Source organism: Microbacterium sp. LCT-H2 (assembly GCF_001866135.1).
In the GTDB taxonomy this organism is placed as follows: Bacteria; Actinomycetota; Actinomycetes; order Actinomycetales; family Microbacteriaceae; genus Microbacterium.
The window spans coordinates 765314-787813 of record NZ_MODW01000001.1; the positions used below are offsets into that span (position 1 = coordinate 765314).

Annotated in this window: 26 protein-coding genes; 13 read left to right on the plus strand and 13 right to left on the minus strand. The window is 71.0% G+C overall.

Annotation, left to right across the window (positions count from 1 at the left end):
• The first annotated feature begins 108 nt into the window (after window positions 1-108).
• Window positions 109-1710, plus strand: coding sequence for a glycosyltransferase family A protein (locus tag BK819_RS03600; RefSeq protein WP_071327887.1), 1602 nt, complete (start codon window positions 109-111; stop codon window positions 1708-1710).
• Window positions 1711-1795: 85 nt separating this feature from the next.
• Here the strand turns inward: BK819_RS03600 and BK819_RS03605 are convergent, their stop codons facing one another.
• The 9 genes from BK819_RS03605 to BK819_RS03635 form a co-directional block, all read right to left on the minus strand.
• A complete protein-coding gene (locus BK819_RS03605; RefSeq protein WP_256209356.1) occupies window positions 1796-3139 on the minus strand; it encodes an HNH endonuclease signature motif containing protein in 1344 nt (447 codons plus the stop codon).
• A 130-nt stretch (window positions 3140-3269) separates the two neighbouring features.
• Window positions 3270-3473, minus strand: a complete 204-nt coding sequence (locus BK819_RS16740; RefSeq protein WP_071327889.1) for a hypothetical protein — start codon at window positions 3471-3473, stop codon at window positions 3270-3272.
• Window positions 3449-3604 carry a hypothetical protein gene (locus BK819_RS16745; protein ID WP_177173782.1) on the minus strand — a complete coding sequence of 52 codons (156 nt, stop codon included), beginning with the start codon at window positions 3602-3604 and terminating at the stop codon, window positions 3449-3451. Before BK819_RS16745 ends, BK819_RS16740 begins: the two co-directional genes overlap by 25 nt.
• A 110-nt stretch (window positions 3605-3714) precedes the next feature.
• Window positions 3715-4329 (minus strand): hypothetical protein, encoded by a 615-nt coding sequence (locus tag BK819_RS03615; RefSeq protein WP_143049237.1) that lies wholly within the window; start codon window positions 4327-4329, stop codon window positions 3715-3717.
• Window positions 4330-4631: 302 nt separating this feature from the next.
• Window positions 4632-5228 carry a DNA N-6-adenine-methyltransferase gene (locus BK819_RS17095; protein WP_177173783.1) on the minus strand — a complete coding sequence of 199 codons (597 nt, stop codon included), beginning with the start codon at window positions 5226-5228 and terminating at the stop codon, window positions 4632-4634.
• A 529-nt stretch (window positions 5229-5757) separates the two neighbouring features.
• Window positions 5758-5922 (minus strand): hypothetical protein, encoded by a 165-nt coding sequence (locus BK819_RS16750; protein ID WP_158698493.1) that lies wholly within the window; start codon window positions 5920-5922, stop codon window positions 5758-5760.
• Between the two features lie 318 nt (window positions 5923-6240).
• On the minus strand, window positions 6241-6963 hold the full coding sequence (locus BK819_RS03625; protein ID WP_071327892.1) for a 3-keto-5-aminohexanoate cleavage protein: 723 nt from the start codon (window positions 6961-6963) through the stop codon (window positions 6241-6243).
• A gap of 7 nt (window positions 6964-6970) precedes the next feature.
• The gene (locus BK819_RS03630) at window positions 6971-7198 is read right to left on the minus strand and encodes a hypothetical protein (protein WP_071327893.1); all 228 of its coding nucleotides are present in this window, start codon (window positions 7196-7198) and stop codon (window positions 6971-6973) included.
• A 261-nt stretch (window positions 7199-7459) separates the two neighbouring features.
• Window positions 7460-7900, minus strand: coding sequence for a VOC family protein (locus BK819_RS03635; RefSeq protein ID WP_071327894.1), 441 nt, complete (start codon window positions 7898-7900; stop codon window positions 7460-7462).
• Window positions 7901-7999: 99 nt separating this feature from the next.
• Between BK819_RS03635 and BK819_RS03640 the strand changes: the two genes are divergently transcribed.
• The 5 genes from BK819_RS03640 to BK819_RS16755 all read left to right on the plus strand — a co-directional run bounded on the left by BK819_RS03640 (window position 8000) and on the right by BK819_RS16755 (window position 12303).
• A complete protein-coding gene (locus tag BK819_RS03640) occupies window positions 8000-8944 on the plus strand; it encodes a YafY family protein (RefSeq protein ID WP_071327895.1) in 945 nt (314 codons plus the stop codon).
• A 138-nt stretch (window positions 8945-9082) separates the two neighbouring features.
• Window positions 9083-9346, plus strand: coding sequence for a type II toxin-antitoxin system Phd/YefM family antitoxin (locus tag BK819_RS03645; protein WP_071327896.1), 264 nt, complete (start codon window positions 9083-9085; stop codon window positions 9344-9346).
• On the plus strand, window positions 9343-9723 hold the full coding sequence (locus tag BK819_RS03650; RefSeq protein WP_071327897.1) for a PIN domain-containing protein: 381 nt from the start codon (window positions 9343-9345) through the stop codon (window positions 9721-9723). Before BK819_RS03645 ends, BK819_RS03650 begins: the two co-directional genes overlap by 4 nt.
• Window positions 9724-9832: 109 nt before the next feature.
• Window positions 9833-12160, plus strand: coding sequence for a phosphoribosylformylglycinamidine synthase subunit PurL (gene purL / locus BK819_RS03655; protein ID WP_071327898.1), 2328 nt, complete (start codon window positions 9833-9835; stop codon window positions 12158-12160).
• Complete coding sequence (locus tag BK819_RS16755) at window positions 12160-12303, plus strand: hypothetical protein (protein WP_168428964.1); 144 nt, start codon at window positions 12160-12162, stop codon at window positions 12301-12303. The genes purL and BK819_RS16755 overlap by 1 nt, the downstream gene beginning before the upstream one ends.
• 77 nt (window positions 12304-12380) lie before the next feature.
• On the opposite strand, the gene BK819_RS03660 is transcribed toward BK819_RS16755, so the two are convergent.
• Window positions 12381-12953 (minus strand): TetR/AcrR family transcriptional regulator, encoded by a 573-nt coding sequence (locus BK819_RS03660; RefSeq protein WP_071327899.1) that lies wholly within the window; start codon window positions 12951-12953, stop codon window positions 12381-12383.
• A 68-nt stretch (window positions 12954-13021) separates the two neighbouring features.
• Between BK819_RS03660 and BK819_RS03665 the strand changes: the two genes are divergently transcribed.
• The 3 genes from BK819_RS03665 to BK819_RS03675 all read left to right on the plus strand — a co-directional run bounded on the left by BK819_RS03665 (window position 13022) and on the right by BK819_RS03675 (window position 16588).
• Window positions 13022-15556 carry an MMPL family transporter gene (locus BK819_RS03665; RefSeq protein ID WP_071327900.1) on the plus strand — a complete coding sequence of 845 codons (2535 nt, stop codon included), beginning with the start codon at window positions 13022-13024 and terminating at the stop codon, window positions 15554-15556.
• A 228-nt stretch (window positions 15557-15784) separates the two neighbouring features.
• Window positions 15785-16129 (plus strand): TraR/DksA C4-type zinc finger protein, encoded by a 345-nt coding sequence (locus BK819_RS03670; protein ID WP_071327901.1) that lies wholly within the window; start codon window positions 15785-15787, stop codon window positions 16127-16129.
• 21 nt (window positions 16130-16150) lie between these two features.
• Window positions 16151-16588, plus strand: a complete 438-nt coding sequence (locus BK819_RS03675) for a VOC family protein (protein WP_071327902.1) — start codon at window positions 16151-16153, stop codon at window positions 16586-16588.
• A 100-nt stretch (window positions 16589-16688) separates the two neighbouring features.
• Here BK819_RS03675 and BK819_RS03680 read toward each other — a convergent pair whose 3' ends face one another.
• A complete protein-coding gene (locus tag BK819_RS03680) occupies window positions 16689-17537 on the minus strand; it encodes a Gfo/Idh/MocA family oxidoreductase (RefSeq protein WP_071327903.1) in 849 nt (282 codons plus the stop codon).
• 65 nt (window positions 17538-17602) lie between these two features.
• Between BK819_RS03680 and BK819_RS03685 the strand changes: the two genes are divergently transcribed.
• Together BK819_RS03685 and BK819_RS03690 are read left to right on the plus strand one after the other, a co-directional pair.
• Complete coding sequence (locus BK819_RS03685; protein WP_071327904.1) at window positions 17603-18424, plus strand: hypothetical protein; 822 nt, start codon at window positions 17603-17605, stop codon at window positions 18422-18424.
• Window positions 18421-19269: an SMP-30/gluconolactonase/LRE family protein gene (locus tag BK819_RS03690; RefSeq protein ID WP_071327905.1), complete on the plus strand. Its 849-nt coding sequence runs from the start codon at window positions 18421-18423 to the stop codon at window positions 19267-19269. The genes BK819_RS03685 and BK819_RS03690 overlap by 4 nt, the downstream gene beginning before the upstream one ends.
• Before the next feature lie 162 nt (window positions 19270-19431).
• Here the strand turns inward: BK819_RS03690 and BK819_RS03695 are convergent, their stop codons facing one another.
• Window positions 19432-20289: a fumarylacetoacetate hydrolase family protein gene (locus BK819_RS03695; protein WP_071327906.1), complete on the minus strand. Its 858-nt coding sequence runs from the start codon at window positions 20287-20289 to the stop codon at window positions 19432-19434.
• A 10-nt stretch (window positions 20290-20299) separates the two neighbouring features.
• Window positions 20300-21274, minus strand: a complete 975-nt coding sequence (locus BK819_RS03700; protein ID WP_071327907.1) for a C-terminal binding protein — start codon at window positions 21272-21274, stop codon at window positions 20300-20302.
• Window positions 21275-21350: 76 nt separating this feature from the next.
• Between BK819_RS03700 and BK819_RS03705 the strand changes: the two genes are divergently transcribed.
• Window positions 21351-22100 (plus strand): SDR family NAD(P)-dependent oxidoreductase, encoded by a 750-nt coding sequence (locus BK819_RS03705; protein ID WP_071327908.1) that lies wholly within the window; start codon window positions 21351-21353, stop codon window positions 22098-22100.
• A complete protein-coding gene (locus BK819_RS03710) occupies window positions 22093-22443 on the plus strand; it encodes a nuclear transport factor 2 family protein (protein WP_071327909.1) in 351 nt (116 codons plus the stop codon). The genes BK819_RS03705 and BK819_RS03710 overlap by 8 nt, the downstream gene beginning before the upstream one ends.
• Window positions 22444-22500: the final 57 nt, after the last annotated feature.

Below are 22500 nucleotides of genomic sequence, written 5' to 3' on the forward strand. Positions count from 1 at the left end.
ACACCCGGGACCACCGCGAGCCTGGCGCGCTCCACAGGAAGGGATGGTTGGCTGGAACCTCCGGCGGGGGAGATTCGGGCCAGCCATGATCACAGGGGGACGACGTCCATGAGCAGTGCGACCGGGGACGAGGCGGCCGGCGGCCGCGTGCGGGTGAGCGTGGTGGTGCCGGTGTTCCGGCCGAAGGCCTCGTTCGACGACCTCATCGCCTCGCTCGACGCTCAGACACTGGAGCGGGAGGCGTTCGAGGTCCTGCTCTGCGACGACGGCTCCGGGGAGGACACGGCCGCGCGGCTCGAGAGCATCGCGAAGGATCGCCCCCATGTGCGCGTGCTCTCGCTGCCGCACTCCGGATGGCCGGGCACTCCGCGCAACCGAGGCGTCGAAGAGGCCAGGGGGACGTACGTGCAGTTCGTCGATCAGGACGACTGGCTCTACCCGCGGGCACTGGAGCGGCTGTGCGACTATGCGGATCAGCACGGATCCGATGTCGTGGCCGGCAAAGAGGTGGGCATCGGACGCAAGCTGCCCGCCAAGATCTTCCAGCGCGACATCCCGCACGCCGTGCTCGGGGAAGACCCGATCCTGGAGATGCTGACGCCGCACAAGATGTTCCGGACGGCGTTCCTGCGGGAGAACGGCATCCGCTTCCCCGACGGGAAGGTGCGACTCGAAGACCATCTCTTCGTGATGCAGGCGTACTTCGCCGCCGACACGATCTCGGTCCTGGCGAGCGAGCCCTGCTACGCATGGGTGAAGGAGCCGGGGAGCGCGAGCTCGGCCCGCATCGAGCCGGAGTCGTACTTCCCGCATCTGGAGACCGTGCTCGACGTGGTCGAGGCGAACACCGAACCGGGGAAGGTGCGGGATCGACTGCTGCGGCACTGGTTCCGCGGCAAGATCCTCAACCGGATCGCCGGGCGACGGATGGTGAAGTATCCGGCGGAGTACCGCGACCGCCTCCTGGACGTGGTGGTGCCGCTTGCGCAGCGCCGCTTCGGACCCGGCGTGGACGCGGGGCTGTCGTTCCCGCAGCGCATCCGCGCCGCTCTGCTGCGCGCCGATCGCCGAGATGACCTGCTCGCCTTCGCCGCCTTCGAAGCGGAGACGACCTGCACCGCCACCGTGACCGCGGCGCGCTGGTCGCGCGGCGGCCTGCAGCTCACGGTGCGCGTCCGTCTGCTCCGGGACGGCAAGGAGGCGTTCGTGTTCGAGACCGTCGGTTCCGCCGACCGGCTGGTGTCCCTCCCGCTGTCGACGACGGAGGATCTTCCGGCTGGCCTCCTGAACGCCCGCAAGGAGCGTCGCGCCGACCGGGTCGACGTGGTCGCGCAGGACACCCCGGGGCCGGGCCAGGCCGCGGAGTCCACCGCGGGTTCGGAGCGCAAGGTCGGCGGGCGCCGACCGAAGCGCCTCGACGCGGTGCCCATCGCCGTGGACCCCATGAAGGTGTTCCGCGAGGACGGTGCGCGCGAAGCCGACCTCACCGTCGCCGTGCGCTACGCCGGCTGGATGTTCACCGCTCCGCTGACAGCGGCTCCCGACGTGACGGCACACCTCGGCAGGTCGCCGCTCCTCGCGGGCCGGCGGGTCGAACTCGTGCGCAACGAGGACGGCAGCCTGCGGCTGCGCCGCGAGTGGCCGGGCGGCGCGTGGCGCGACGCCCTGGCGCGTGCCGCCCGCCGCGTCCGCTCCCGACTTCGCCGCTGACAGGCGAGCGCAGCGCACCCCTCCCCCTTCGGGCGCCGTCCGCCCGAGACCCCGACGCCCGGCATCGCGAGCAGCCGCTACCCACTCACGCCGCGACATCGAAGCGCGCCCGTCCGCCCAGCCGCGGCGTTCGCCGCGGGTCGACCCACCGCGGCGGAAGGAACCACGGCCGGCCGGCCACACCGGAACCCTCGATGACGATCTCCCACCCGTTGTCGTGGATGCGGTGATGGCAGGTCTCGCAGAGCAGGATCCCGTTCGCGAGATCGGTCGGACCTCGGTCGCGCTGCCACCAGCGGAGGTGGTGAGCCTTCGTCATCCCCGGGGGAAGCCCGCACATCGCGCACCCGCCGTCCCGCTCGACCAGCGCCAGGCGTTGGGCTCGCGTGAAGAGGCGCTTCTCGCGACCCCAGTCGAGGACCTCGCTCGCCCCGCCGAGGACGCAGGGGATGACGCCGCCGCTGGCCGCCATCCGCCGCGCAGCGCCGATGTCGATCACCTGGTCGAGCCCGTCGATCGTCGCCGACCCGGTGCCGGCCTGCAGGTCCTCGAGGGACACGCGCACGACCACCGTCGCCCCGGCGAGCGGCACGCGATCGCGCTCGCACCCGAGCACATGCCCGCAGAAGAGGGCCAGCGCATCGGCCTGGATCATCGCGACAGTCCGCCGATCCGCGTCCGGCGCACCGGCGTCCGGGGCGTCGAGGCGGGCCGCGAAGACGGCGGACACGTGCCCCCGGATCGCGGTGACGACCGGCGCCGCGGTCTCGGCATCGAGCTGCGCGTGCAGGTGCACCATGCCGTCCCGTTCGAAGATGCGCAGTCCGCGCCGAGCGCGCTGCTCCTCCGCCCGTGGCGCCACGCCGTCGGGGTCGAGCCACGCTTCGGCGCGGAGAACGAGCTTGCGCACTGCATCGAGCTCAAGGCCCTCGGCTGCACCGGTCAGCACGCGCTCCGCCTCGGTGATGCGCTCCATCCCGGCGGCCACGCGGCAGCGATCCAGAAGGGCGACGAGGAGTGCCGCCGCCGGCGCTCCGAGCGCACCTGACGCGAGCGCTTCCCGGAGGAGCGGGTACCGCGCGGGCAGCGGCACGCCGAGCAGATCACTCCGCGGTGACGTCGCCTCTCCCACCTTCACCAGGCGCTGCGCCTCTCCCGTCGAGATGCCCGTCACCGCGGCGATGAGCTTCGCCGCCGTGCGGTACCCGCGTTGCTTCGCCAGGCTGTCGGCCCCGAGCTCCGCGCGCGACTCCCGAGCGATGCCGGCCGCCACGTCGACGTGCAGCGCATCGAGTCGGCGCCGCAGAAGTCCGATCGCGTCGACGACGTCGACGAGTTGCGCGCGGGAGAGCTCCAGCGCATCGCCCGAGGCGCCCCACGCCTCGTCGAGGCGATCCATCGCCTCGCGCAACCCGGACATTTTCGCCATGCTTCATTGTATCTCCGAGAGGCTCGACTTTCGAAGATTTGTTCTAATAAATGCCGGCATTCCGCGGGGTGGCAAAGGCCCTCGCGCCCGCACCGGGACTGCCCACGCCCGGTCACCTGGGCGTAAGCGGTCAGGAGGTCGCCGTCGATGTCGTCTCGACGTCGATCGAGCCGAACGGAAACGGACTGAAGACGGCCCAGGAGTCGCCGGTGAACTGATCGATCGGGATCAACGCGAACCACACGTGCGAGACGACGACCGCGACCACGACGGACAGTCCGACTCCGCGCAGCATCCACTCCAGCGTCCTCAGCGCCGCGCGCTCGCCGGCCACCTCATCACGCGACCGAGCGCGAGCAGCACCGTCATGAACACGGGGTAGAGGAACGCGGTGACCAGCCACCAGAGGAGGACGCGGCGGATCGCGGCGATGACCACGGCCCCGGGAAGTGCGGTGGATGCCATGTCCGGGGAGGCGGACGGGGCGAGCGTCGATGTGCGCGGCTCCTAGCGGGCGGTCGCGTTCATCCTGAGGGACGTGGGGGTGGGACGGAAAGCTCACAGGGTGACGACGCCTACGGCGTGAGCACTCTCGTCTTCGACTCGTCGTAGAGATAGCTCTTTCCGGATTCGATCTCGACCAGGGCGCCTCGCGTATCGCGGAACCACCACGCTCCCGCCGAGTCGCAGAACGTGAGCTCCACATACGGCGCGAGCTTCCGCGCGGGACCCTTTGCCCAGGTGAGCCAGCGCTCGAGCCCCCGCTCGGTGAGCCGGACCTCCATCGGGTTCCGCCCGCTCGGCGGAACCACTCGCGTCTTCGCCGCGTAAGAGCAGACGCTGCCGAGCTGTATGCCGAGCGTCACCTCGTACACCGGCGCGGACCCGAGGTTCTGAACCCGCAGTTCGACGTAGTTCTCACCATCCTCGTTCCGGCGGACCACGGTCCACGCCGAGACCATCTCAGCCTGCTGACGTTTCATCGCCGCTGACGCGCGATCCTCGCGGGCCCGCTCCAGCCTGTACGCGCGCCAAGCGGCCCAGCCCGCGAAGAATGCGGCCACTGACGCGAGCACCGTCATCATCGCCGCGAACGAGTCCGGATTCCAACCCCACTGCATGCTGAACACTCCTCCGATTTCGTAGCCGCCCGTTTCGAGGCTAGCGACGGTGCCGCGGACGGCTTGCATCGGAGCGATATCTCGCACGGGGTGGTGCTTTCAGCCGCATCGAGTGCGGCGGCGGGCCCTCCAACAACGGAGAGGACACCCGCCCGGAGCCCACCGCGCATATGGGTGGCATGACGACCACATGGTTCCGCTTCCACCACATCATCACCTTTCGCCCCGCATGCTGAGCTGCTGTTCGACATCGGCATCGGGCTTCTTGAACTCACGTCACCTTCCGGACGCACGCTGGAGAGCTGCATTCCACTCGGCCTCGACATCCTGAAGCTGCTCTGCGAGATCGCGAAGGAAGCTCTCCCCGGCTATCAGCCGCCAGCGATGCCCTCGCCCCGTCGAGGCCGGACCGCCTGAACAACCACTCCCACGTCATGGAACGCCGCGTGCATGGCATCCGCATCGATACCCACCCCGATAAGCATGCTCGCGAACGGCGCCTCTCCCCGCGCCGTCGGTGCGGCGCCTCTCCCGGGCTCGAACCGCAGGCGGCCCGTCAGCTCGACCCGGGGATACCCGCGTTCGGTGAGATTCGCCACAGACTCGGCGCCGAGACGGGCGGGCAAGAGAACGACGGCCCGTTCGACACGACCGGCATCGACCTCACGCAGAAGCCGCCGGACGAAGTGGGACGCTTTCGCCCAGGGCGGGTTCATCCAGAGTCGCGACGGAGAGACATCATCATTCGCTCCGTCCGTAGGCCCTAGCGTCGAGGCTGTCGGCGGATTGGCCCACGAGGCGACCGAGAGCGCATCATCCTCGGCCGTCAGATGCCACCGAGCGGGAACGCTCCGCCCCGGTTCGGCCGCCACGTCTCCGTCGATCTGCCCCAGTACCGACTCCACGCGGCGGATGAGCCACGCTGGTGTGAGCCACTCATCCGTCGCTGACGTGCGGATGGTCTCCAATCGTGCTGCCGTTACGCCCGCACGGTCACGTCGGGCGCGCCGGCTGGCTTCCGTGACGGTCAGGTTCCCATCGAGAACCTCGCGGGTGAGCTCGGCATCGGCGAGGAAGGTCCGCGCCGCACGACGACGCGGACTTCATCATCATGGAAGACCCCGAGGGCAACCGCTTCTGCATCGTGGACCGACCTGACTGGCGCGGGTGGAGTGCCGGGTGAGTCCGGGGCGCTCGCGTGGGATCCCGGGGGTGCGGATGCGGGTGCGGAGTGCGGAACGCTCCGGGGTGGGCGGTGGGAGGGACGTTTCTGCACCCGCACCGGGGCAGAGTGGCGCGCACGCCGTTGGCGAGCTCGAAAACGCTCCGGGGTGGGCGAGGCCAGGGACGTTTCTGCACCCGCACCGGGGTCCGGGGTGCGACCCAGGCACGGAAGCGCAGAAACGTGCCAGAGCCGCGCCAGCGTGAGGAGCGGTTCTGCACCTGCACCCGGCGCCAGGGCGAGGCATTCGGCGCGCGGTCTCTGGAAGCGCAGGATCAGGGAGTATCCGGCGCGGTGGTGCGTTCCGCGGCGAGGGCGCGGCGATGCGCCGTCAGTGCCGCCCGGACCGCCGAGTAGATGATCAACCACAGGAGCAGCAGCGCGAGGAGCGGGACGACCACGTAGACGAGCAGGAAGTAGACGGAGGCACCGGCGAACATCGCTCCAGCGTAGGGGCGCTCGTACTCGCCGGGAAGGTCCTGACACGGTTCGGACCGCCGCCTCCCGAACAGAATGCGAGAACGCCCCGGAACCGGCGACGGGGGTGCGGTTCTGCACTATCACTCGAGGGGCAGGGGCAGCTCCGGCGGTGGGGAGTGCGAAAACGGGCGGGAGTCCGCGCGGTGAGGCGCGGTTCTGCACTCGCACGAGCGGGCCTGAGATGTGGAGTGCGAAAAGGGACCGGGAACCGCGGAAAGAGGGACGAATCTGCACCCGCACCGGCGCCATGCGACGGCAGGCGGGGTGGGGCGACGGGGCTAGGAGCGGGGGAGGCGGGAGCGGGCGGCGCGGACGAGGGCGGCGTTGCTCGGAGCGGCGGCGCCGTCCGGCAGGAGGAGCGTGTCCTCCAGGCCGATGCGCGTGTCGAGTCCGCGCTCTGCGGCCAGATCGAGGGCGGGCCAGGCCGACAGGTCCTCCCCGTGCAGGAGGATCGGCAGGTCGGGCTCTTCGCGCGCCACGTGGGCGATCAGCCCCTCGGCGTGCGGACGAACGATGTCGGCGGCCTCCGCCGGAAGCTCCACGAGCACGCGCAGGCACGCGCCGCGGACTGGGGAGACCCGCCACGCCTCGAGCCCCGCCGCGTCCCAGATGCCCGCTTCCACGCCGATCCCCCGTCGATGCAGCGCCGCGGCAACCTCGTCCGCTCCGGCCTCGTGCCAGTTCACGGAGGCGTAGTCGGGGAGTTCCGTCCAGCCCTCGATGGCCTCGATCCGGCGAGCCACATCGGGCTCGGCCCATGCTCCGGTCGTCACGCCCACGGGCACGCCCGGCGCCGCGGCCCGGACGGCACCCAGCCAGCGCTGCACGTCTTCGGGGGCGAGGGAATCGCGGCCGCCGCCATCCTTCGGGTGCACATGGATCTCGGTCGCGCCGGCGTCGACGGCCGCCGCGGCATCCTGGGCCACCACCGTCTCGTCGGCGCTCAGCCATGGATGCTCCGCGACGTCCCTGGCACCGTTCACGCAGGCCTGCAGGATCATCCGCGACTCACCAGATGAGGTCGCGCGGGTGCGCCTCGTTCGGGGCCACGTCGTCGGACGGCCCCTCTTCCGTGCGCACGAAATGCTGCACCTGACGCGCCGTCGCCGCGCCACGGCCGACCTTCACCGCCTCCTCCATCGACTCGAAGCTGCTGCCCAGCGTGTGCGACTCGCCCTGGATCCGGTTGAACCAGATGCCGTTGCGCGAGAAGGTCTCGATGTCTCCTGCGGCCATACCCTGCCTTTCGTCTCCTCCTTTCTACGGGAGGCACCCGACGACCAAGACCCCCTTGACATGCCGTGTCCCGCCACGCGGCGGCGCCGATCTACCCCCTTGCGTGCAGCCCGGCCCGTTGCGGACGAGCGCAGAGGGCCGGGTCGACCGCAAGGGGCCGGGTCGGCTGCAGGAGGCGCGCCGTTCGTTGACCCACCCCCTTCCGCGCATCCCGGCCCGTTGCGGACGAGCGCAAGGGGGTGGGTCGAGCTTCCGACGGGATCAGGCGACGTCGAGGACCCAGGTCACGCCGAAGCGGTCGGTGAGCATGCCGAAACCGGCGGACCACGCGGAGGCGGCCAGAGGCTCGATCACGGTCGCACCCTCGGCGAGGACGTCCCAGACGGGGTGCAGCTCATCCAGGGAGTCCGCCCGCAGCGACTGGAAGAAGGAGCGGTCCGTGATCGTCATCCCGTTCTCGCGACGGGTGGTGCCGGCAGTCGCGGCGGCGTCGTCCGCGCCCGGGATGTCGTACGCCATCAGCCGCACGGGTCCGTCGAGCTGCCCGAACACGAGCGTGTCGAACCCGGGGACCCCGTCCGGCATCCCGAACTGCCCGTAGGTCGCCGCGGTCACCTCGCCGCCGAAGACCGAGCGGTAGAAGTCGAGTGCCTGTCGAGCCGTGCCGCGGAAGTTGAGGTGGGTGGTGGTCGTGAGAGTCATGGTGTCCTCCGTGTCCCGGTCCGCCGATCGGACCGTGTGACCCCACCCTCACAGCAGTAGAGGTCGGCTTTTGTCCTCTTTCCGTCGCAGAATGGAGCCATGACCGGAAGCTCGTCGCGCATGCTCGCGCTGCTGTCCCTGCTGCAGGCGACGCGCGACTGGCCGGGCGGGGAACTCGCCGACCGTCTCGGCGTCACGCCGCGCACGGTGCGCCGCGATGTCGATCGACTGCGCGCGCTCGGCTACCGCATCGGCTCGAGCAAGGGCCCGTACGGCGGCTACCGCCTCGAAGCAGGGTCGGATATGCCGCCGCTCCTGTTCGACGACGCGCAGGCCGTGGCGATCGCCGTGGCCCTGCAGAGCGCGACCGGGGTCGAGGTCACCGAGGCCGCCCAGCGCGCGCTCGCGACCGTCCGTCAGGTCATGCCCTCACGCCTGCGCCACCGCATCGACGGGATCCGCTTCACCGGAGCGCCTGCCGAGGTCCGCGCCGACCCGGCCGTGCTGGAGGCGGCGAGCGCGGCGGTACGCGACCGGAAGGTGCTCCGCTTCGACTACGGCTCCGAGCGGGACCGCCCGCCACGGCGCACCGAGCCCCATGCCGTCGTGGCGCGCGAGGGCCGGTGGTATCTGCTGGCCTGGGACCTCGACGCGGCCGACTGGCGCACGTATCGCCTCGATCGACTGCGGCCGCGGACACCGACCGGCCCCTCCTTCACGCCGCGACCTCTGCCCGCCGCGGATGCGCAGACCTTCCTCGCCGCCCGCGCCAAGGGCTCGACGACCGAGGACCGCTGGCCGTGCACGGGTGTGGTGGACATCGCCCTGCCCGCGCGGGACGTGGCGCCGTGGGTCGGAGACGGAGCCGTGGTGCCGCTGTCGGACGACTCGTGCCGCGTCACGGTCGGCTCCTGGTCGTGGACGGGTGTGCTCGCCGCGGTGACCCGGTTCGACGCACCGTTCACGGTGGTCGGGCCCGAGGCGCTGCGCGAGGCGGCGGGGATGCTGGCGCAGCGGTTCGCGGCAGCGCACTCCTCCTCCTGACGCCGCCCTGCGGGGGAGTTATCCAGAGCCTTCGGGGAGCTCCGTCCGTGCAGCCTCGCAATGTCGCCGAGCGATGGTTCACTGGACCCACGAATCCGAGAACTAGTAGTTCTACTACTTTGGACCTACCCTGAGGAGATGGGCACCGTGTCGAAGACCGAACTGAATCAGCAAACCGCGCGGGTTCTGGCGCGTGTCACCGCCGGCGAGCACCTGACGGTGACAGACCGCGGGCGCCCGATCGCCGAGCTGTCGCCGCCCGCCGAGACAGCCTGGACGCGCATGATCGCCAACGGGCGGGTGACGCTGCCCCGCGCCAGCGGTCCGCTCCGCCACGCCCCCGTGCCGGACTCGCTGTCCGTGACGGAGATCCTCGGCGAGCTTCGAGCCGACCGGTCGTGATCTACCTCGACACCTCAGCGGCCGCGAAGGCACTCATCGAGGAAGAGGGGTCGGAAGCGGTCGTCCGCGCCTTCGCGAACGGCAGCGAGTTCGTCTCCTCGCGCCTGCTCGCCGTCGAGCTGCACGCGATCGCCGACCGCCGTTCCCTCGACCGCGAAGCCGTCGTCGACCTCCTCGACCGCGTCGCGCTCGTCTCCCTCGACGACGAGACGCTGACCGGGGCCATCCGGGCAGGCTCAGGGCTCCGCACTCTGGACGCTCTCCACCTCGCCGCCGCGCTCGAACTCGGCGACGTGGTCACTGCGCTCCTCACCTTCGACCGCGAGCTGGCCGCTGCCGCACGCGCGCAGGGCCTGACCATCGCCGAGCTGCCATGACGCCGCCGCCTCCCCGCCCCGACAACGTCCGACGGCACGCACGAGAGAACGGCCCCGACCGCGCCGGTAGACTGAAGACGCCCCGCCGGCCCCTTCCTTTGGAGTGCGCGTGACCACCGCCCCTGCACCTTCCCCCCAGCACGTCCCCGACTCCGTCGAGAACGCGATCGCGACGCCCGAGAAGGAGCAGCCGTACGGCGCCCTCGGGCTCAAGGACGACGAGTACGCGCGCATCAAGGAGATCCTCGGCCGCCGCCCCACCTCGGGCGAGCTGGCGATGTACTCGGTGATGTGGTCGGAGCACTGCTCCTACAAGTCGAGCAAGAACTACCTGCGCCGGTTCGGCCAGAAGGTCTCCGACGAGATGAAGGAACGCCTCATGGTGGGCATGGGCCAGAACGCGGGCGTCGTCGACGTCGGCGAGGGCTGGGCCGTCACCTTCAAGGCCGAGTCGCACAATCACCCGTCGTTCATCGAGCCCTTCCAGGGTGCGGCGACCGGTGTCGGCGGCATCGTCCGCGACATCATCTCGATGGGCGCCCGCCCGGTCGCCGTCATGGACGCGCTGCGCTTCGGCGCCATCGACCACCCGGACACCGCCCGCGTCGTCCACGGCGTGACCAGCGGCATCAGCTTCTACGGCAACTGCCTCGGCCTTCCGAACATCGGCGGCGAGACGGTCTTCGACAGCGTCTATCAGGCGAACCCGCTGGTCAACGCGCTCGCGGTGGGCGTGCTGCGGCACGAAGACCTCAAGCTCGCCAACGCGACCGGCGTCGGCAACAAGGTCGTGCTGTTCGGCGCCCGCACGGGTGGCGACGGCATCGGCGGTGCGAGCATCCTGGCCTCCGACACGTTCGCCGACGGCGGCCCGACCAAGCGCCCGGCGGTGCAGGTGGGCGACCCGTTCGCCGAGAAGGTGCTCATCGAGTGCTGCCTGGAGCTGTACCGCGGCGAGCTCGTCGAGGCGATCCAGGACCTCGGCGCCGCCGGCATCTCCTGCGCGACCAGCGAGCTCGCGGCCAACGGCAACAGCGGCATGCACGTCTCGCTCGACAACGTGCTGCTGCGCGACCCCACGCTCACGGCCGAGGAGATCCTCATGTCGGAGTCGCAGGAGCGCATGATGGCGATCGTCGCCCCCGAGAAGCTCGACGCCTTCCTGGCCGTCGTGAACAAGTGGGAGGTCGAGACCTCCGTGCTCGGCGAGGTCACCGGCGACGGACGACTCATCATCGACTGGCAGGGCGAGCGCATCGTCGACGTCGACCCGTCGACCGTCGCGGTCGACGGTCCCGTCTACGACCGCCCGGTCGCCTACCCGACCTGGATCGACGCCCTGCAGGCCGACGCCGCGGAGAACCTGCCGCGCGCGAACGACGCGGAGACGCTGCGCGAGCAGTTCCTCGCCCTCGTCGCCTCCCCGAACCTCGCCGACACGAGCTGGATCACCAACCAGTACGACTACTACGTGCTCGGCAACACGGCGCTGAGCTTCCCCGACGACGCCGGCATGATCCGCGTCGACGAGGAGTCCGGCCTGGGCTTCTCCATCGCGACCGACGCCAACGGCCGCTACTGCCAGCTCGATCCGTACGCCGGCGCACAGCTCGCGCTCGCCGAGGCCTACCGCAACGTCGCCGTCACGGGTGCCGTGCCGACCGCGATCACCGACTGCCTGAACTTCGGCTCTCCCGAGAACCCCGAGGTCATGTGGCAGTTCGGCCAGACCGTCGACGGCCTCGCTGACGGCTGCTACGAGCTGGGCACCCCCGTCACCGGCGGCAACGTCTCGTTCTACAACCAGACCGGCGACGTGCCGATCCACCCGACCCCGCTCGTCGGCGTGCTCGGCATCATCGACGACGTCTCCCGCCGCATCCCGTCCGGCTGGCAGGACGAGGGGCAGAACATCTACCTGCTCGGCACCACGTCGACCGAGCTCTCCGGCTCGGCATGGGCCGAGGTCGTGCACCAGCACCTCGGCGGCCGCCCGCCGAAGGTCGACCTCGCGGGCGAGAAGCGCCTCGCCGGACTGCTCGCCGCGGCCCGTGACGAGTGGCTCATCTCCTCCGCACACGATCTCTCCGAAGGTGGTCTCGCGCAGGCCCTCGCCGAGGGCGTCATGCGCTTCGGCGTCGGCGCCCGCGTCTGGCTCAACGAGATCATCGAGCGCGATGGCGTGGACGCCGCGACCGCTCTGTTCTCCGAGTCGACCGGCCGCGTGATCGTGACCGTGCCGCGCGAGGACGACGTGAAGTTCCGGGGCCTCTGCGAGGGACGCGGCTACCCCGTCACCCGCATCGGCGTCACGGACAGCGAGCCGCAGCTCGAGGTGCAGGACGTCTTCACCGTCTCGGCCGCCGAGCTCCGCGAGCGCTCCCGGGCCACGCTGCCGTCGTACTTCGGTCCGACCGTCACCGAGCCGGTGGCCTGATGAGCAACGACGGCCTCAGCGAGGACTACGGCGACCTCGGCGAGAAGCGCAACCGGCGCATCCGCATCATCGCGTGGACCGTCATCGTGGCGCTGATCCTCGGCGGCGGCGGCGCGACCGTGCTCACTCTGCTCCTCGGCTGATCCGGGCCGCGTCGCAGATTCGCGCCCGGGTCGCGGGGATTCCCTGAATCCGTGCGACCTCGTGCGAATCCGCGACCTCAGTGAGCGAGGAGGTAGCGGGTCAGGGCGACGACGGAGCCCGGATCGTGGGCCTCGCGGCCGAGGGACTCCACGATGATGGCCCCGAGGATGGCGCGACCGAGCTGATCGACCGGGGCGTCCTCCGGCAGCTGACCGTCGCGGATGCCGCCGCGGAGACGCTCCGACAGGTACTTCTCCACCCCCAGGCTCTCGCCGAGGTGCGCGCCGACCGAGGCATCCTCCGTGGCCGCGGCCACGAGAGACCGCAGCAGCACACCGCCCTGGGGCTTCTCGAGGATCGACAGGACGCTCCGCAGCCAGGTCTCCACGTCGGCGGAGAGGTCTCCGGTGTCCGGCACGACGAAGTCCACGGGGATGAGGCGTCCCTCGGCCAGGCACTCCCCGATGAGGGCGCCGCGCGACGGCCACCAGCGGTAGATGGTCTGCTTGCCGACCTTGGCCTCCTTGGCGATGCCCTCGATCGTGAGCCGGTCGTATCCCTGATTGTGGAAGAGCCGGGCCGTCGCGTCGAGGATCGCCTCGCGGGCCGCCGTGCTGCGCACCGGGCCGCTGCGATGCTCGTTCACCATGCGTTCAGGATAGCCACAGATCCCTAGACGAGACGTGCCGTATGCTCTTTTCGTCTGAAGGAGATCACGTGGCTTCATTGCTGTTCCGTCTGGGTTCTTTCGCTGCGCGCAAGGCGTGGACGGTGATCGTCTCCTGGGTGCTGATCCTCGGGCTCGGCGTCGGCGCCTTCCTCACCTTCGGCGGCACGCTGAGCAACAGCTTCGACATCCCTGGCACCGCCTCCGGCGAGGTCACCGATCAGCTTGCCGACAAGCTGCCGGACACCGCCGGCGGCACCGGGACGGTGGTCTATCGGACGGACGACGGCGAGCCCTTCACCGACGAGCAGAAGCAGGCGATCTCCGACCTCGCCGCGAGCGCGGAAGACCTCGACGGCGTCGCCTCCGTCGTCGACCCGTTCGACGCCCAGCGGCAGCAGGACGAGCAGGCGAAGAAGCTGACCGACGGCCAGGCCCAGCTCCAGAACGGGCAGGCCCAGCTCGACGCCGGCCAGGCGCAGCTCGACGACGGTCGGACACAGCTCGAGGCCGGGATCGCCCAGCTCGAAGGCGCGCGGGCTCAGGCCGAGGCCGCCGGCGCGCCGCCGGAGCAGACCGCCGCGCTCGACGCGCAGCTCGCGGAGCTGAACGCCCAGCTCGCGCAGCTCGAAGCCCAGCAGGCCACCATCGACGCGAACCGCGACGAGCTCGCCGACAACGCGGAGCAGCTCGAGCTCGGTACATCCCTCCTCGACCTCGCGGACGGCATCGGCGTCGTCTCGGAGGACGGCTCCACGGCCATCGTCAACGTCTCCTTCGTCGACCCGCGCCTGGAGCTCGCCGAGGAGACCAAGCAGAGCACCATCGCCCACTTCCAGGACGAGGAGATCGACGGCGTCACGGTCGACTTCGGCACCGACATCGCCCAGGGCGTGCCGGAGATCTTCGGTGTCGGCGAGGCCATCGGCCTCGCGTTCGCCGCGGTCGTGCTCATCGTCATGCTCGGTTCGCTGATCGGTGCGGTCCTGCCCATCGTCACCGCCGTGGTCGGCGTCGGCGTGGGCGTCACGGCGTCCCTCGCGTTCTCCGGCGTCGTCGACATGGCCTCGGTCACTCCCGTCCTCGGCGTGATGCTGGGGCTCGCGGTCGGCATCGACTACTCCCTCTTCATCGTGAACCGGCACCGCAAGCAGCTGCTGGCGGGGTCGCCCGTGCGCGAGTCCATCGGTCTCGCCACGGGTACCTCCGGGACCGCGGTGGTGTTCGCGGGGACCACGGTCATCGTCGCGCTCCTCGCCCTCAACGTGACGGGCGTGCCGTTCCTCGGCCTCATGGGCACGGTGGGCGCGGTCTGCGTCGCGGTCGCCGTGCTCGTGGCCGTGACCCTCGCCCCGGCGATCCTCGGCCTCGTCGGCACCCGTCTGCTCGGCCGCACGGCGCGGGCGACCATCGGCCAGGAGCACGCGGCCGGGAAGCCCGTGCGCCGGATGTCGACGCTGCGCGCGGTCGTCACCGCCCTCGTCAGCGTCGTCGCGCTGCTCGTGATCGCGATCCCCGCGATGTCGATGCGCCTCGGCCTCCCCGATGGGTCGAGCGAACCCGCCGACTCCACCAGCTACCGCGCGTTCCAGACCGTCGACGAGCAGTTCGGCGAGGGCGCGAACGGTCCGCTCCTGGTGACGGCGACCCTCGACGACGCCGTGAGCGACGACGACCTGCTGGCCACGCAGGTGACCGTCGCGGAGAAGATCGCCGAGCAGAACGACGTGGTCGCGGTGGCCCCCATCGCGACGTCGGACGACAACACGCTCCTCGCCTTCCAGGTGCTGCCCGCCGAAGGCCCGAACAGCGCCTCCACCGAGAAGCTGGTGCAGGACCTCCGGGGTCTCCCCGAGATCGACGGCGGCATCACCCTCGGCGTCGCCGGTCAGGCCGCCACCAACATCGACATCTCCGAGGCTCTGGCGAGCGTGCTCCCGCTGTACCTCGTGGTCGTCGTGGGCCTGTCGCTGCTCATCATGATCGTCGTGTTCCGCTCGCTGCTCGTGCCGCTCATCGCCACGGGAGGGTTCGTGCTGTCACTCTTCGCGACGTACGGGCTCATCGTCGCGGTGTTCCAGTGGGGGTGGGGCGCCGACCTCATCGGGTTGCACAGCACCGGTCCGATCCTGAGCTTCCTGCCGGTGATCCTCGTCGGCATCCTGTTCGGGCTCGCGATGGACTACCAGCTCTTCCTCGCCTCGGGGATGCGGGAGGCCTATGTGCACGGCGCCTCCGCGCGCGATGCCGTGGCACAGGGCTTCCGGGCCGGGCGCTCGGTGGTCATCGCGGCCGCGCTCATCATGGTGTCGGTGTTCGGCGGGTTCGTGTTCTCGGAGTCGACCATCATCCGCTCCATCGGGTTCGGTCTCGCGTTCGGCGTGCTGCTCGACGCGTTCGTGGTACGGATGCTGCTGATGCCCGCGCTCATGCACCTGCTCGGACGCTCGGCCTGGTGGCTGCCGACCTGGCTCGACCGCATCATCCCGAACGTCGACATGGAGGGCGCGGCGCTGGAGCGGGACCACCCCAGCGTGCACACCGACTCCGTGCCCACCGTGGAGGCTCCGCGCACCCGCGGCTGAGTCTGGTTCGCGCGGGACAGGCATTCGCGCGGGTTCAGGCACCTGTCACCAGGGTCGCCTGAACCCGCGCGGATGCCTGATCCTGCGCGAGCAGTCGCGGGGCAGGCTCTCTGGCGAGGGCAGGCAGGCGCGGGAGTTCAGGCACCTGCTGTCGATGTCGCCTGAATCCGCGGGGATGCCTGATCGGGGGGCGACGCCAGTGTCGCCGCCCGGGCCTAGAGTGGGCGGATGGATCTGCGAGCGCTGTTGGAAGAGCGCCGCGCCGAGGCCGAAACCCGCGTCACGGCGACGGCGGCCACGCTCGCGGAGCTCATGCACGACCGCGAGGGCTCGAACGACGACGATGAGCACGACCCGGAGGGGGTGACGCTCTCGTCGGAGTGGTCCCGGCTGTCGGGGCTCGCCGAGGCGGCGCAGGCGGAGCTCCGCCAGGTGAACGAGGCGCTGGTGCGGATGGACGCCGGGACCTACGGCATCTGCGCGCACTGCGGGCGACCTATCCCCCCGGAGCGCCTGGAGGTGCGCCCGTTCGCGGAGTACTGCGTGGCCTGCGCCGAAAAGCGGGGTCGCTGACGCCGGAGTAGCATCGCGGGCATGGCCATCGCCCTCGAGAACATCGGGATCGCCGTGCGCGACCTCGACGCCACCATCGCCTTCTTCACCGACCTGGGGCTCTCCGTGGCCGGACGGGACGAGGTCAGCGGCGAGTGGGCGTCCACCGCGGTCGGTCTCGACGGGAACCACGCGCGGATCGCCGTGCTGCAGACCCCGGACGGGCACGAGCAGATCGAGCTGTTCGAGTACATCCACCCCGAGGCGATCGAGACGGAGCCGACGCGGCCGAACGAGATCGGCATGCACCGGATCGCCTTCTCCGTCGACGACATCGACGCCTCCCTCGCCATCGCCGCCCGGCACGGATTCCATCCCCTGCGCGGCGTCGCGAACTACCGGGACATCTACCGGCTGACCTACCTCCGCGGCCCCAGCGGAATCATCCTCATGCTCGCGCAGGACCTCACGAAGGCCTGACTCCGACCCCGGGCACGGCTTCGGAGACCCGGAGGCGACACGCCGTCGCCCAGGGCCTGTCGACGGCGCGCCGGGCCCGATCTCCGAAGCTGTGCCCGGATCAGCGGGAGGCGAGGGCCTCGGCGACCTTCTCGAGCACGGCGATCGAAGCGCGCATCTCGGACCCGGGAACCGGAGGCTCGCCGGTCTTCAGCATCCTGGCGAAGGCCCGGACGCCGGGTCGCACATACCCGGGGCCGATCGGGATCTCCCGGCTCGCGATGCCCCGGCGACCAACGACGGTAGCCCGGAACGGCACCTGCCGGTCGTCCTCCGGCCGGACGAACTCCAACGTCACCGGCACGCCGCCGACCCGGTAGCGGGCGACGACGCCGGCCGGCAGGAACTGCACCTCGACGTCCTCCGCGGTGCCGGGCCGCAGCACCTGGGCGAGATCGGCGAGGTGGATGCCGTAGAAGAAGATGCCGCTGTACGGGCCGTCCGGATCGGCCGGCCCCGTGACGGTGACCGCCTGGACTTCGCCGATGCGGTCCGCCTCCGCCACGAGTTCCGCGGTGTCGGCGAGCCAGCGGAGCGTGGACGAAGAGGTGACGGGCGCCCGCCCACGCTGCGCGGCGGCGAGGATCGCGTCGGCATCGGCAACGGTCGCCGCGAGCGGCTTGTCGACCCAGACCGGCACCCCGGCTTCCAGGAAGGGAACGGCGAGGGCGCGGTGATCGGCACCGTCGCGGGCGGTCACGATGAGCGCGTCCACCGTGCCGAAGAGTGCGGCCGCCTCGTCGACGACGCGTCCGATGCCGCCGAGTGCCGCCAGCTCCCGCGTGCGCTCCGGCACCCCTGCCACGAGGGCCGTGATCCGCACGGGCACGTCCGCGGCCTCGGCGTTCAGGAAGCGGACGATCTCCGTGGCATGGCTGTTCTCGATCCCGACGATGCCGACGCTCTTCATGCGGCCGTCCTCCCTCTCGTGCGGGCCCCCGGCGACCCGCGGTCGCGCAGTAGGCTGAACCCATCATGGACGAGTTCATCCGGGGCTTCTGGAACTTCGCGGGTGACTACTGGTGGCTCGTCTTCCCGATCATGGGCATGGCCGGCGGGGTCGCCAAGGCCTGGGAGCGCGGCTCCAAGCGTCGGCACGAGCGCCGGCTGGAGGCCCTGCGTATGAAGGCGCAGGTCAAGACCGCCGAGATCGAGGCGCGCGCGGCCGCCCGGCAGGCGAAGCACGGGGGTCCTACCGTCGTCGACACCACGGCCTCCGCGGCGCCCGACGACCTGCTCGCCCGCCTCTTCGCCGAGCACGACGAGATCACCGCACGGTGGCTGGACTACGAGCTCGACGTCGCCAAGCTCATCGCCTTCCCTGCGATGAGCGACGGCCGCCAGCCGCTGACGGCCGCCTTCCTGCGCGCGAAGAAGACCGCGGACGCGCTGCGTCCGGCCGCCGCCGACGCGAAGCTCACGGAGCAGCAGATCGCAGAGTACCTGCAGGCCGTGGGCGACTACGCGGTCGCGTTCGAGATCGCGGAGAAGGACGCCCGGCGGCTGCGCGACTCGTCGTTCACCGAGGCCGAGCGCAAGCGCCTCGACCGCGCGCAGCAGCTCCTCAAGGTCGCCGTGGACGAGTCGGCGACGCAGTCCGAGCGGAACATCGCCTACAAGCGGGTGCGCGAGGAGCTCGACGGCCTCATCCTGCTCTCCGATGAGGCCGTGACCGTGCTCGAGAAGCAGGTGGCGAAGGAGCTCCCGTCCGCCCCTGCCGCCTCGGCGGATCATGCCGACCCCGTTCCGGAGCCGCTGCCCGTGACCGACCCGCGGCGGACGGCGGAGGGCGCATGACTCCCGAGAACGTGACCGGCCCGGTCGCCGTCCACGCCGAGGCCCCGGTCTGGTGGCCCGGGTGGGGCGGCCTGCGCTGGGTCGACGGAGACGCGGGCGACCTGCTCACCCTCCGCGGCGACGAGATCGTCCGCCAGCACGTCGACGACGAGTACCTCGCGTTCTTCCGCCCGCGGACGTCGGGGGGCTTCGTGGCGGTGGGCGCGCGCACCCTGTACCTCGCCGACAGCCCCGACGCGGAGGCCCGTCCCGTCGCGACGCTGCTCGACGACGGCCCGGTGCGCATGAACGACGGCTGCTGCGACCCCCGAGGGCGGCTCCTGGCCGGATCGATGTCCACGGACTCCACCGAAGGCGCGGGGACCGTGCTGCGCATCGACGCCGCCCTCGACGTGACCACGGTGCTCCCCCGCGTGACCTCGTCCAACGGCGTCAGCTACTCCCCGGACGGTCGCCGCGTCTACTACGTGGACACCGACACCGGCCGGATCGACGTGTTCGACGTGACCGAGGGCGACCTCCGCGGGCGCCGGGTGTTCGCGCACATCCCCGAAGACGACGGCGTGCCCGACGGCCTCACGGTCGCCGCAGACGGCAGTGTCTGGGTCGCGCTGTGGGGCGGGAGCCGCGCGCGGGGGTTCGAGCCGTCCGGGGCCGTGCGCGAGGACATCGTGCTGCCGGTGCCCCAGGTCAGTGCCTGCACGTTCGGTGGCGACGACCTCGGCACGCTCTTCATCACGACCTCCGCGCAGGGCCTGCCGTCCGATCACGGCACCGCCGCGGGCTCGGTGTTCGCGGTGCGTCCCGGGGTGCACGGCCTCCCGGTCCTCCCCTTCGCCGGCTGACCCGCCCGCGGGTTCAGGCGCTCGCGCGGCATCAGGCACCTTTCCCCTCCCCTCGCCTGAGCCCGCGCGGATGCCTGAGTTCACGGACGACAGCGGTGGGAGAGGCCTCTACCCGGGACACGGTTGCACTCAGCGAAAGGAACCGTGCCCCGGGCACAGGCCTCACCCGAGACGGACCCGCTCCGTGCGCTGGTGCTGGCGGCCGAGCCGCTCGATCTCGATGGTCATCTCGTCGCCGTCCTGCAGGTAGGGGAAGCGTCCGGACAGCGCGACACCCTGCGGAGTGCCGGTGTTGATGACGTCGCCGGGTTCGAGCACGAGGTAGTGACTGAGCTCATGCACCAGCTGCAGCACGGGGAAGATCATGTCGGCGGTGGAGGAGTCCTGCCGCGGCTCGCCGTTCACGAAGGACCGGAGGCGCAGCGACTGGGGGTCGATCTCGTCGGCGGGCACCAGCGCGGGGCCGAGGGGGTTGAACGTCTCGGAGCACTTCCCCTTCGACCACTGCCCGCCGGAGACCTCGAGCTGATACGCCCGCTCGGACACATCGTTCGAGATGGTGTAGCCGGCGATCACGTCGCGCGCGGCCTCGACGGAGGGCAGGTACCGCGCGGTGCGGCCGATGACGACCGCGAGTTCGACCTCCCAGTCGACCTTCTCAGCTCCCGGCGGCAGGAGCACGACATCGTCCGGACCCACGACCGTGTTCGGGTGCTTGAAGAACACCACCGGGTGTGCGGGCGGCTCGGCGCCGGACTCCGCCGCGTGCGCCGCGTAGTTCTGGCCGATGCACATCACCGCGGTCGGCCGCGCCACAGGGGCACCGACGCGCAGCCCGGTGGTCTCCACCTGCGGCAGGGAGCCGTCGGCGAGTGCCGCGCGCACGCGGGCGATGCCGTCCGCGGCGAGGAAGGCGCCGTCGATGTCGCGGGTCAGGGAGCTGAGATCACGCACCACTCCCTGGTCATCGCGGACGTAGGGACGCTCCTGGCCGATCGCGCCGAGTCGCAGCAGTTCCATGGGAGTCCTCTCAGCGCGCGGCGGCGAAGGCCGGGTTGACGATGGGCACGGCCTCGCCGGCGAGCGAGCGGATCACGTTCTCGGCGGCGTGCACGGGAAGATCCGCCAGAGCCTCCGGGGAGTACCAGGCGGCGTGCGGCGTGAGCAGCACGGTGTCGAGCGCGCGCAGCGGGGAGCTGCCGGGGAGGGGCTCCTCCGCGAAGACGTCGAGAGCGGCACCGGCGAGCCGGCCGTCGCGGAGCGCCGCGGCCAGGGCGTCCTCGTCGATGAGCGGTCCCCGGCAGGTGTTCACGATCACGGCATCCCGCTTCATCGTCGCCAGGGCCGCCGCGTCGATCAGGTGGCGGGTCTCGTCCGTCAGCGGCACGTGCAGCGTGAGGACGTCGGCGCGGGCGATCGCCGACGGGATGTCGACGGGCTCGCAGCCCGCGTCGCGCACGGCGTCGTCGGAGGCATACGGGTCGGCCACCAGCACGCGGAAGCCGAGCGCCCGGCACCCGCGGGCGACGATCGATCCGATGCGCCCGAATCCGAGGACCGACACGGTGGTGGAGGACGGCCGCACGGCGAGCGGCCGGGCGTCGACGGCCTTCCAGACGCCCTCCCGCACGGCCCGGTCGTAGGCGGAGAGGCCGCGGGCCTGGGTCATGATCATCGCGACCGTGTGCGCGGCGACCTCTTCGATGCAGTAGCTCGGCGTGTTCGCGACGGCGATGCCGCGGGTCGTGGCGGCCTCGACGTCGATCATGTCGTAGCCGATGCCGACACGGCTGATGAAGCGGAGATTCGGCAGGCGATCCATGAGGGGGCCGTCGATGCGCGCCCACTGCACGACCAGCGCCTCGGCGTCGGCTCCGGCGGCGGCGATGTCGTCCGGGCTCCCGGAGGCGGCCCGTTCGGCACGGAGGCCGGCGGCGCGGAGGGTGTCTTCGATGACGGTTCCCGGAAGGTCGCAGTCGGTGACGAGGATGAGCGGCGCGGTCATGGATGCGATGCTATAGCATCTAGCAAGCTCGCGTACAGCGCTGTCGCGAGACCGCTTCTTGCTATAGCGTTTAGGCATGACTGTTCGCCGCGCACTCGTCACGGGCGCCAGTTCCGGCATCGGAACCGCCGCCGCCCTCGAACTCGCCCGCGAGGGCGTCGCCCTCTGGATCACCTACGCCGGACGCGAGGCCGAAGCCGTCCGCGCGGCGGAGGAGTGCCGCGCGGCGGGCTCCCCGGACGTCCACGTGTCGCGCCTCGACCTCCGCGATCCCGACTCCATCGCGGCGCTCATCACTGAGATCACGGCGGCGTGGGACGACCTGCACGTCCTCGTCAACAACGGCGGCGTCTGCCCCTACACCCCGTACCCCGAGATCGACATCGAGGAGTGGGACTTCGTCCTGGAGACCAACGCCCGCGGCACCTTCCTCCTCACCCGCGCGGCGCTCCCCCTGCTCCGCGCCGCGGGCGGCGACCGCTCCGTCATCAACATCGCCTCGATCGCCGGGCAGGTCGGCGCGCTGCAGACGGGCATCCACTACGCGGCCAGCAAGGGGGCGATCCTCGCGATCACCCGCAGCTTCGCCCGGCACCTCGCCGCCGAGGGCATCCGCGTCAACGCCGTCACACCCGGCCCGGTCGCCAGCGCGATCACGGATCAGCTCCAGGGCGAGGGCCGCGCGAAGCTCGAGTCGGGCATCCCGCTCGGCGCGTTCGGGCAGCCGGAGGACGTCGCCTGGATCATCGCGTCGCTCGCCTCGGAGCGGGCCCGCTTCATCACCGGAGCCACCTACGACGTCAACGGAGGAGTTCGCATTGACTGACCGCACCGCCCAGGACCGTTCTGCCCTCGACACCGTGCAGGCGCAGCTCGACGCCTTCAACGCCCACGACCTCGACGCCTTCGTCGCGACCTATGCCGAGGATGCCGTGGTCACCGGGGTCGCGCCGGAGCCCCTCGTCGGGTCGGCCGCGATCCGCGCCTTCTACGAACCGCGGCTGCAGAACCCGGAGCTCTCCTGCGTGATCGACACGAGCGTCCTGTTCGGCTCCCGCTGGCTCGTCGCACAGGAGCGGGTCATCAACGCCGGCGTCGCCACGGAGACCATCGCGACCTTCGACGTGGTCGACGGCGTGATCTCGCGGGCGTCGATGCTCAAGGCCTGACCCGCTTCGAATCGCCCGATTGGCTGTGTTTCCGGCCGAAATGGGACCAGTCAAGCG

Bases quoted from the DNA above. Each gene is read 5' to 3' on its own strand.
- BK819_RS03600 (WP_071327887.1), top strand. From the start codon at position 109: ATGAGCAGTGCGACCGGGGACGAGGCGGCCGGCGGCCGCGTGCGGGTG.
- BK819_RS03605 (WP_256209356.1), bottom strand. From the start codon at position 3,139: ATGGCGAAAATGTCCGGGTTGCGCGAGGCGATGGATCGCCTCGACGAG.
- BK819_RS16745 (WP_177173782.1), bottom strand. From the start codon at position 3,604: ATGGCATCCACCGCACTTCCCGGGGCCGTGGTCATCGCCGCGATCCGC.
- BK819_RS03615 (WP_143049237.1), bottom strand. From the start codon at position 4,329: ATGCAAGCCGTCCGCGGCACCGTCGCTAGCCTCGAAACGGGCGGCTAC.
- BK819_RS16750 (WP_158698493.1), bottom strand. From the start codon at position 5,922: ATGTTCGCCGGTGCCTCCGTCTACTTCCTGCTCGTCTACGTGGTCGTC.
- BK819_RS03625 (WP_071327892.1), bottom strand. From the start codon at position 6,963: ATGATCCTGCAGGCCTGCGTGAACGGTGCCAGGGACGTCGCGGAGCAT.
- BK819_RS03630 (WP_071327893.1), bottom strand. From the start codon at position 7,198: ATGGCCGCAGGAGACATCGAGACCTTCTCGCGCAACGGCATCTGGTTC.
- BK819_RS03635 (WP_071327894.1), bottom strand. From the start codon at position 7,900: ATGACTCTCACGACCACCACCCACCTCAACTTCCGCGGCACGGCTCGA.
- BK819_RS03640 (WP_071327895.1), top strand. From the start codon at position 8,000: ATGACCGGAAGCTCGTCGCGCATGCTCGCGCTGCTGTCCCTGCTGCAG.
- BK819_RS03645 (WP_071327896.1), top strand. From the start codon at position 9,083: ATGGGCACCGTGTCGAAGACCGAACTGAATCAGCAAACCGCGCGGGTT.
- BK819_RS16755 (WP_168428964.1), top strand. From the start codon at position 12,160: ATGAGCAACGACGGCCTCAGCGAGGACTACGGCGACCTCGGCGAGAAG.
- BK819_RS03660 (WP_071327899.1), bottom strand. From the start codon at position 12,953: ATGGTGAACGAGCATCGCAGCGGCCCGGTGCGCAGCACGGCGGCCCGC.
- BK819_RS03670 (WP_071327901.1), top strand. From the start codon at position 15,785: ATGGATCTGCGAGCGCTGTTGGAAGAGCGCCGCGCCGAGGCCGAAACC.
- BK819_RS03675 (WP_071327902.1), top strand. From the start codon at position 16,151: ATGGCCATCGCCCTCGAGAACATCGGGATCGCCGTGCGCGACCTCGAC.
- BK819_RS03680 (WP_071327903.1), bottom strand. From the start codon at position 17,537: ATGAAGAGCGTCGGCATCGTCGGGATCGAGAACAGCCATGCCACGGAG.
- BK819_RS03685 (WP_071327904.1), top strand. From the start codon at position 17,603: ATGGACGAGTTCATCCGGGGCTTCTGGAACTTCGCGGGTGACTACTGG.
- BK819_RS03690 (WP_071327905.1), top strand. From the start codon at position 18,421: ATGACTCCCGAGAACGTGACCGGCCCGGTCGCCGTCCACGCCGAGGCC.
- BK819_RS03695 (WP_071327906.1), bottom strand. From the start codon at position 20,289: ATGGAACTGCTGCGACTCGGCGCGATCGGCCAGGAGCGTCCCTACGTC.
- BK819_RS03700 (WP_071327907.1), bottom strand. From the start codon at position 21,274: ATGACCGCGCCGCTCATCCTCGTCACCGACTGCGACCTTCCGGGAACC.
- BK819_RS03705 (WP_071327908.1), top strand. From the start codon at position 21,351: ATGACTGTTCGCCGCGCACTCGTCACGGGCGCCAGTTCCGGCATCGGA.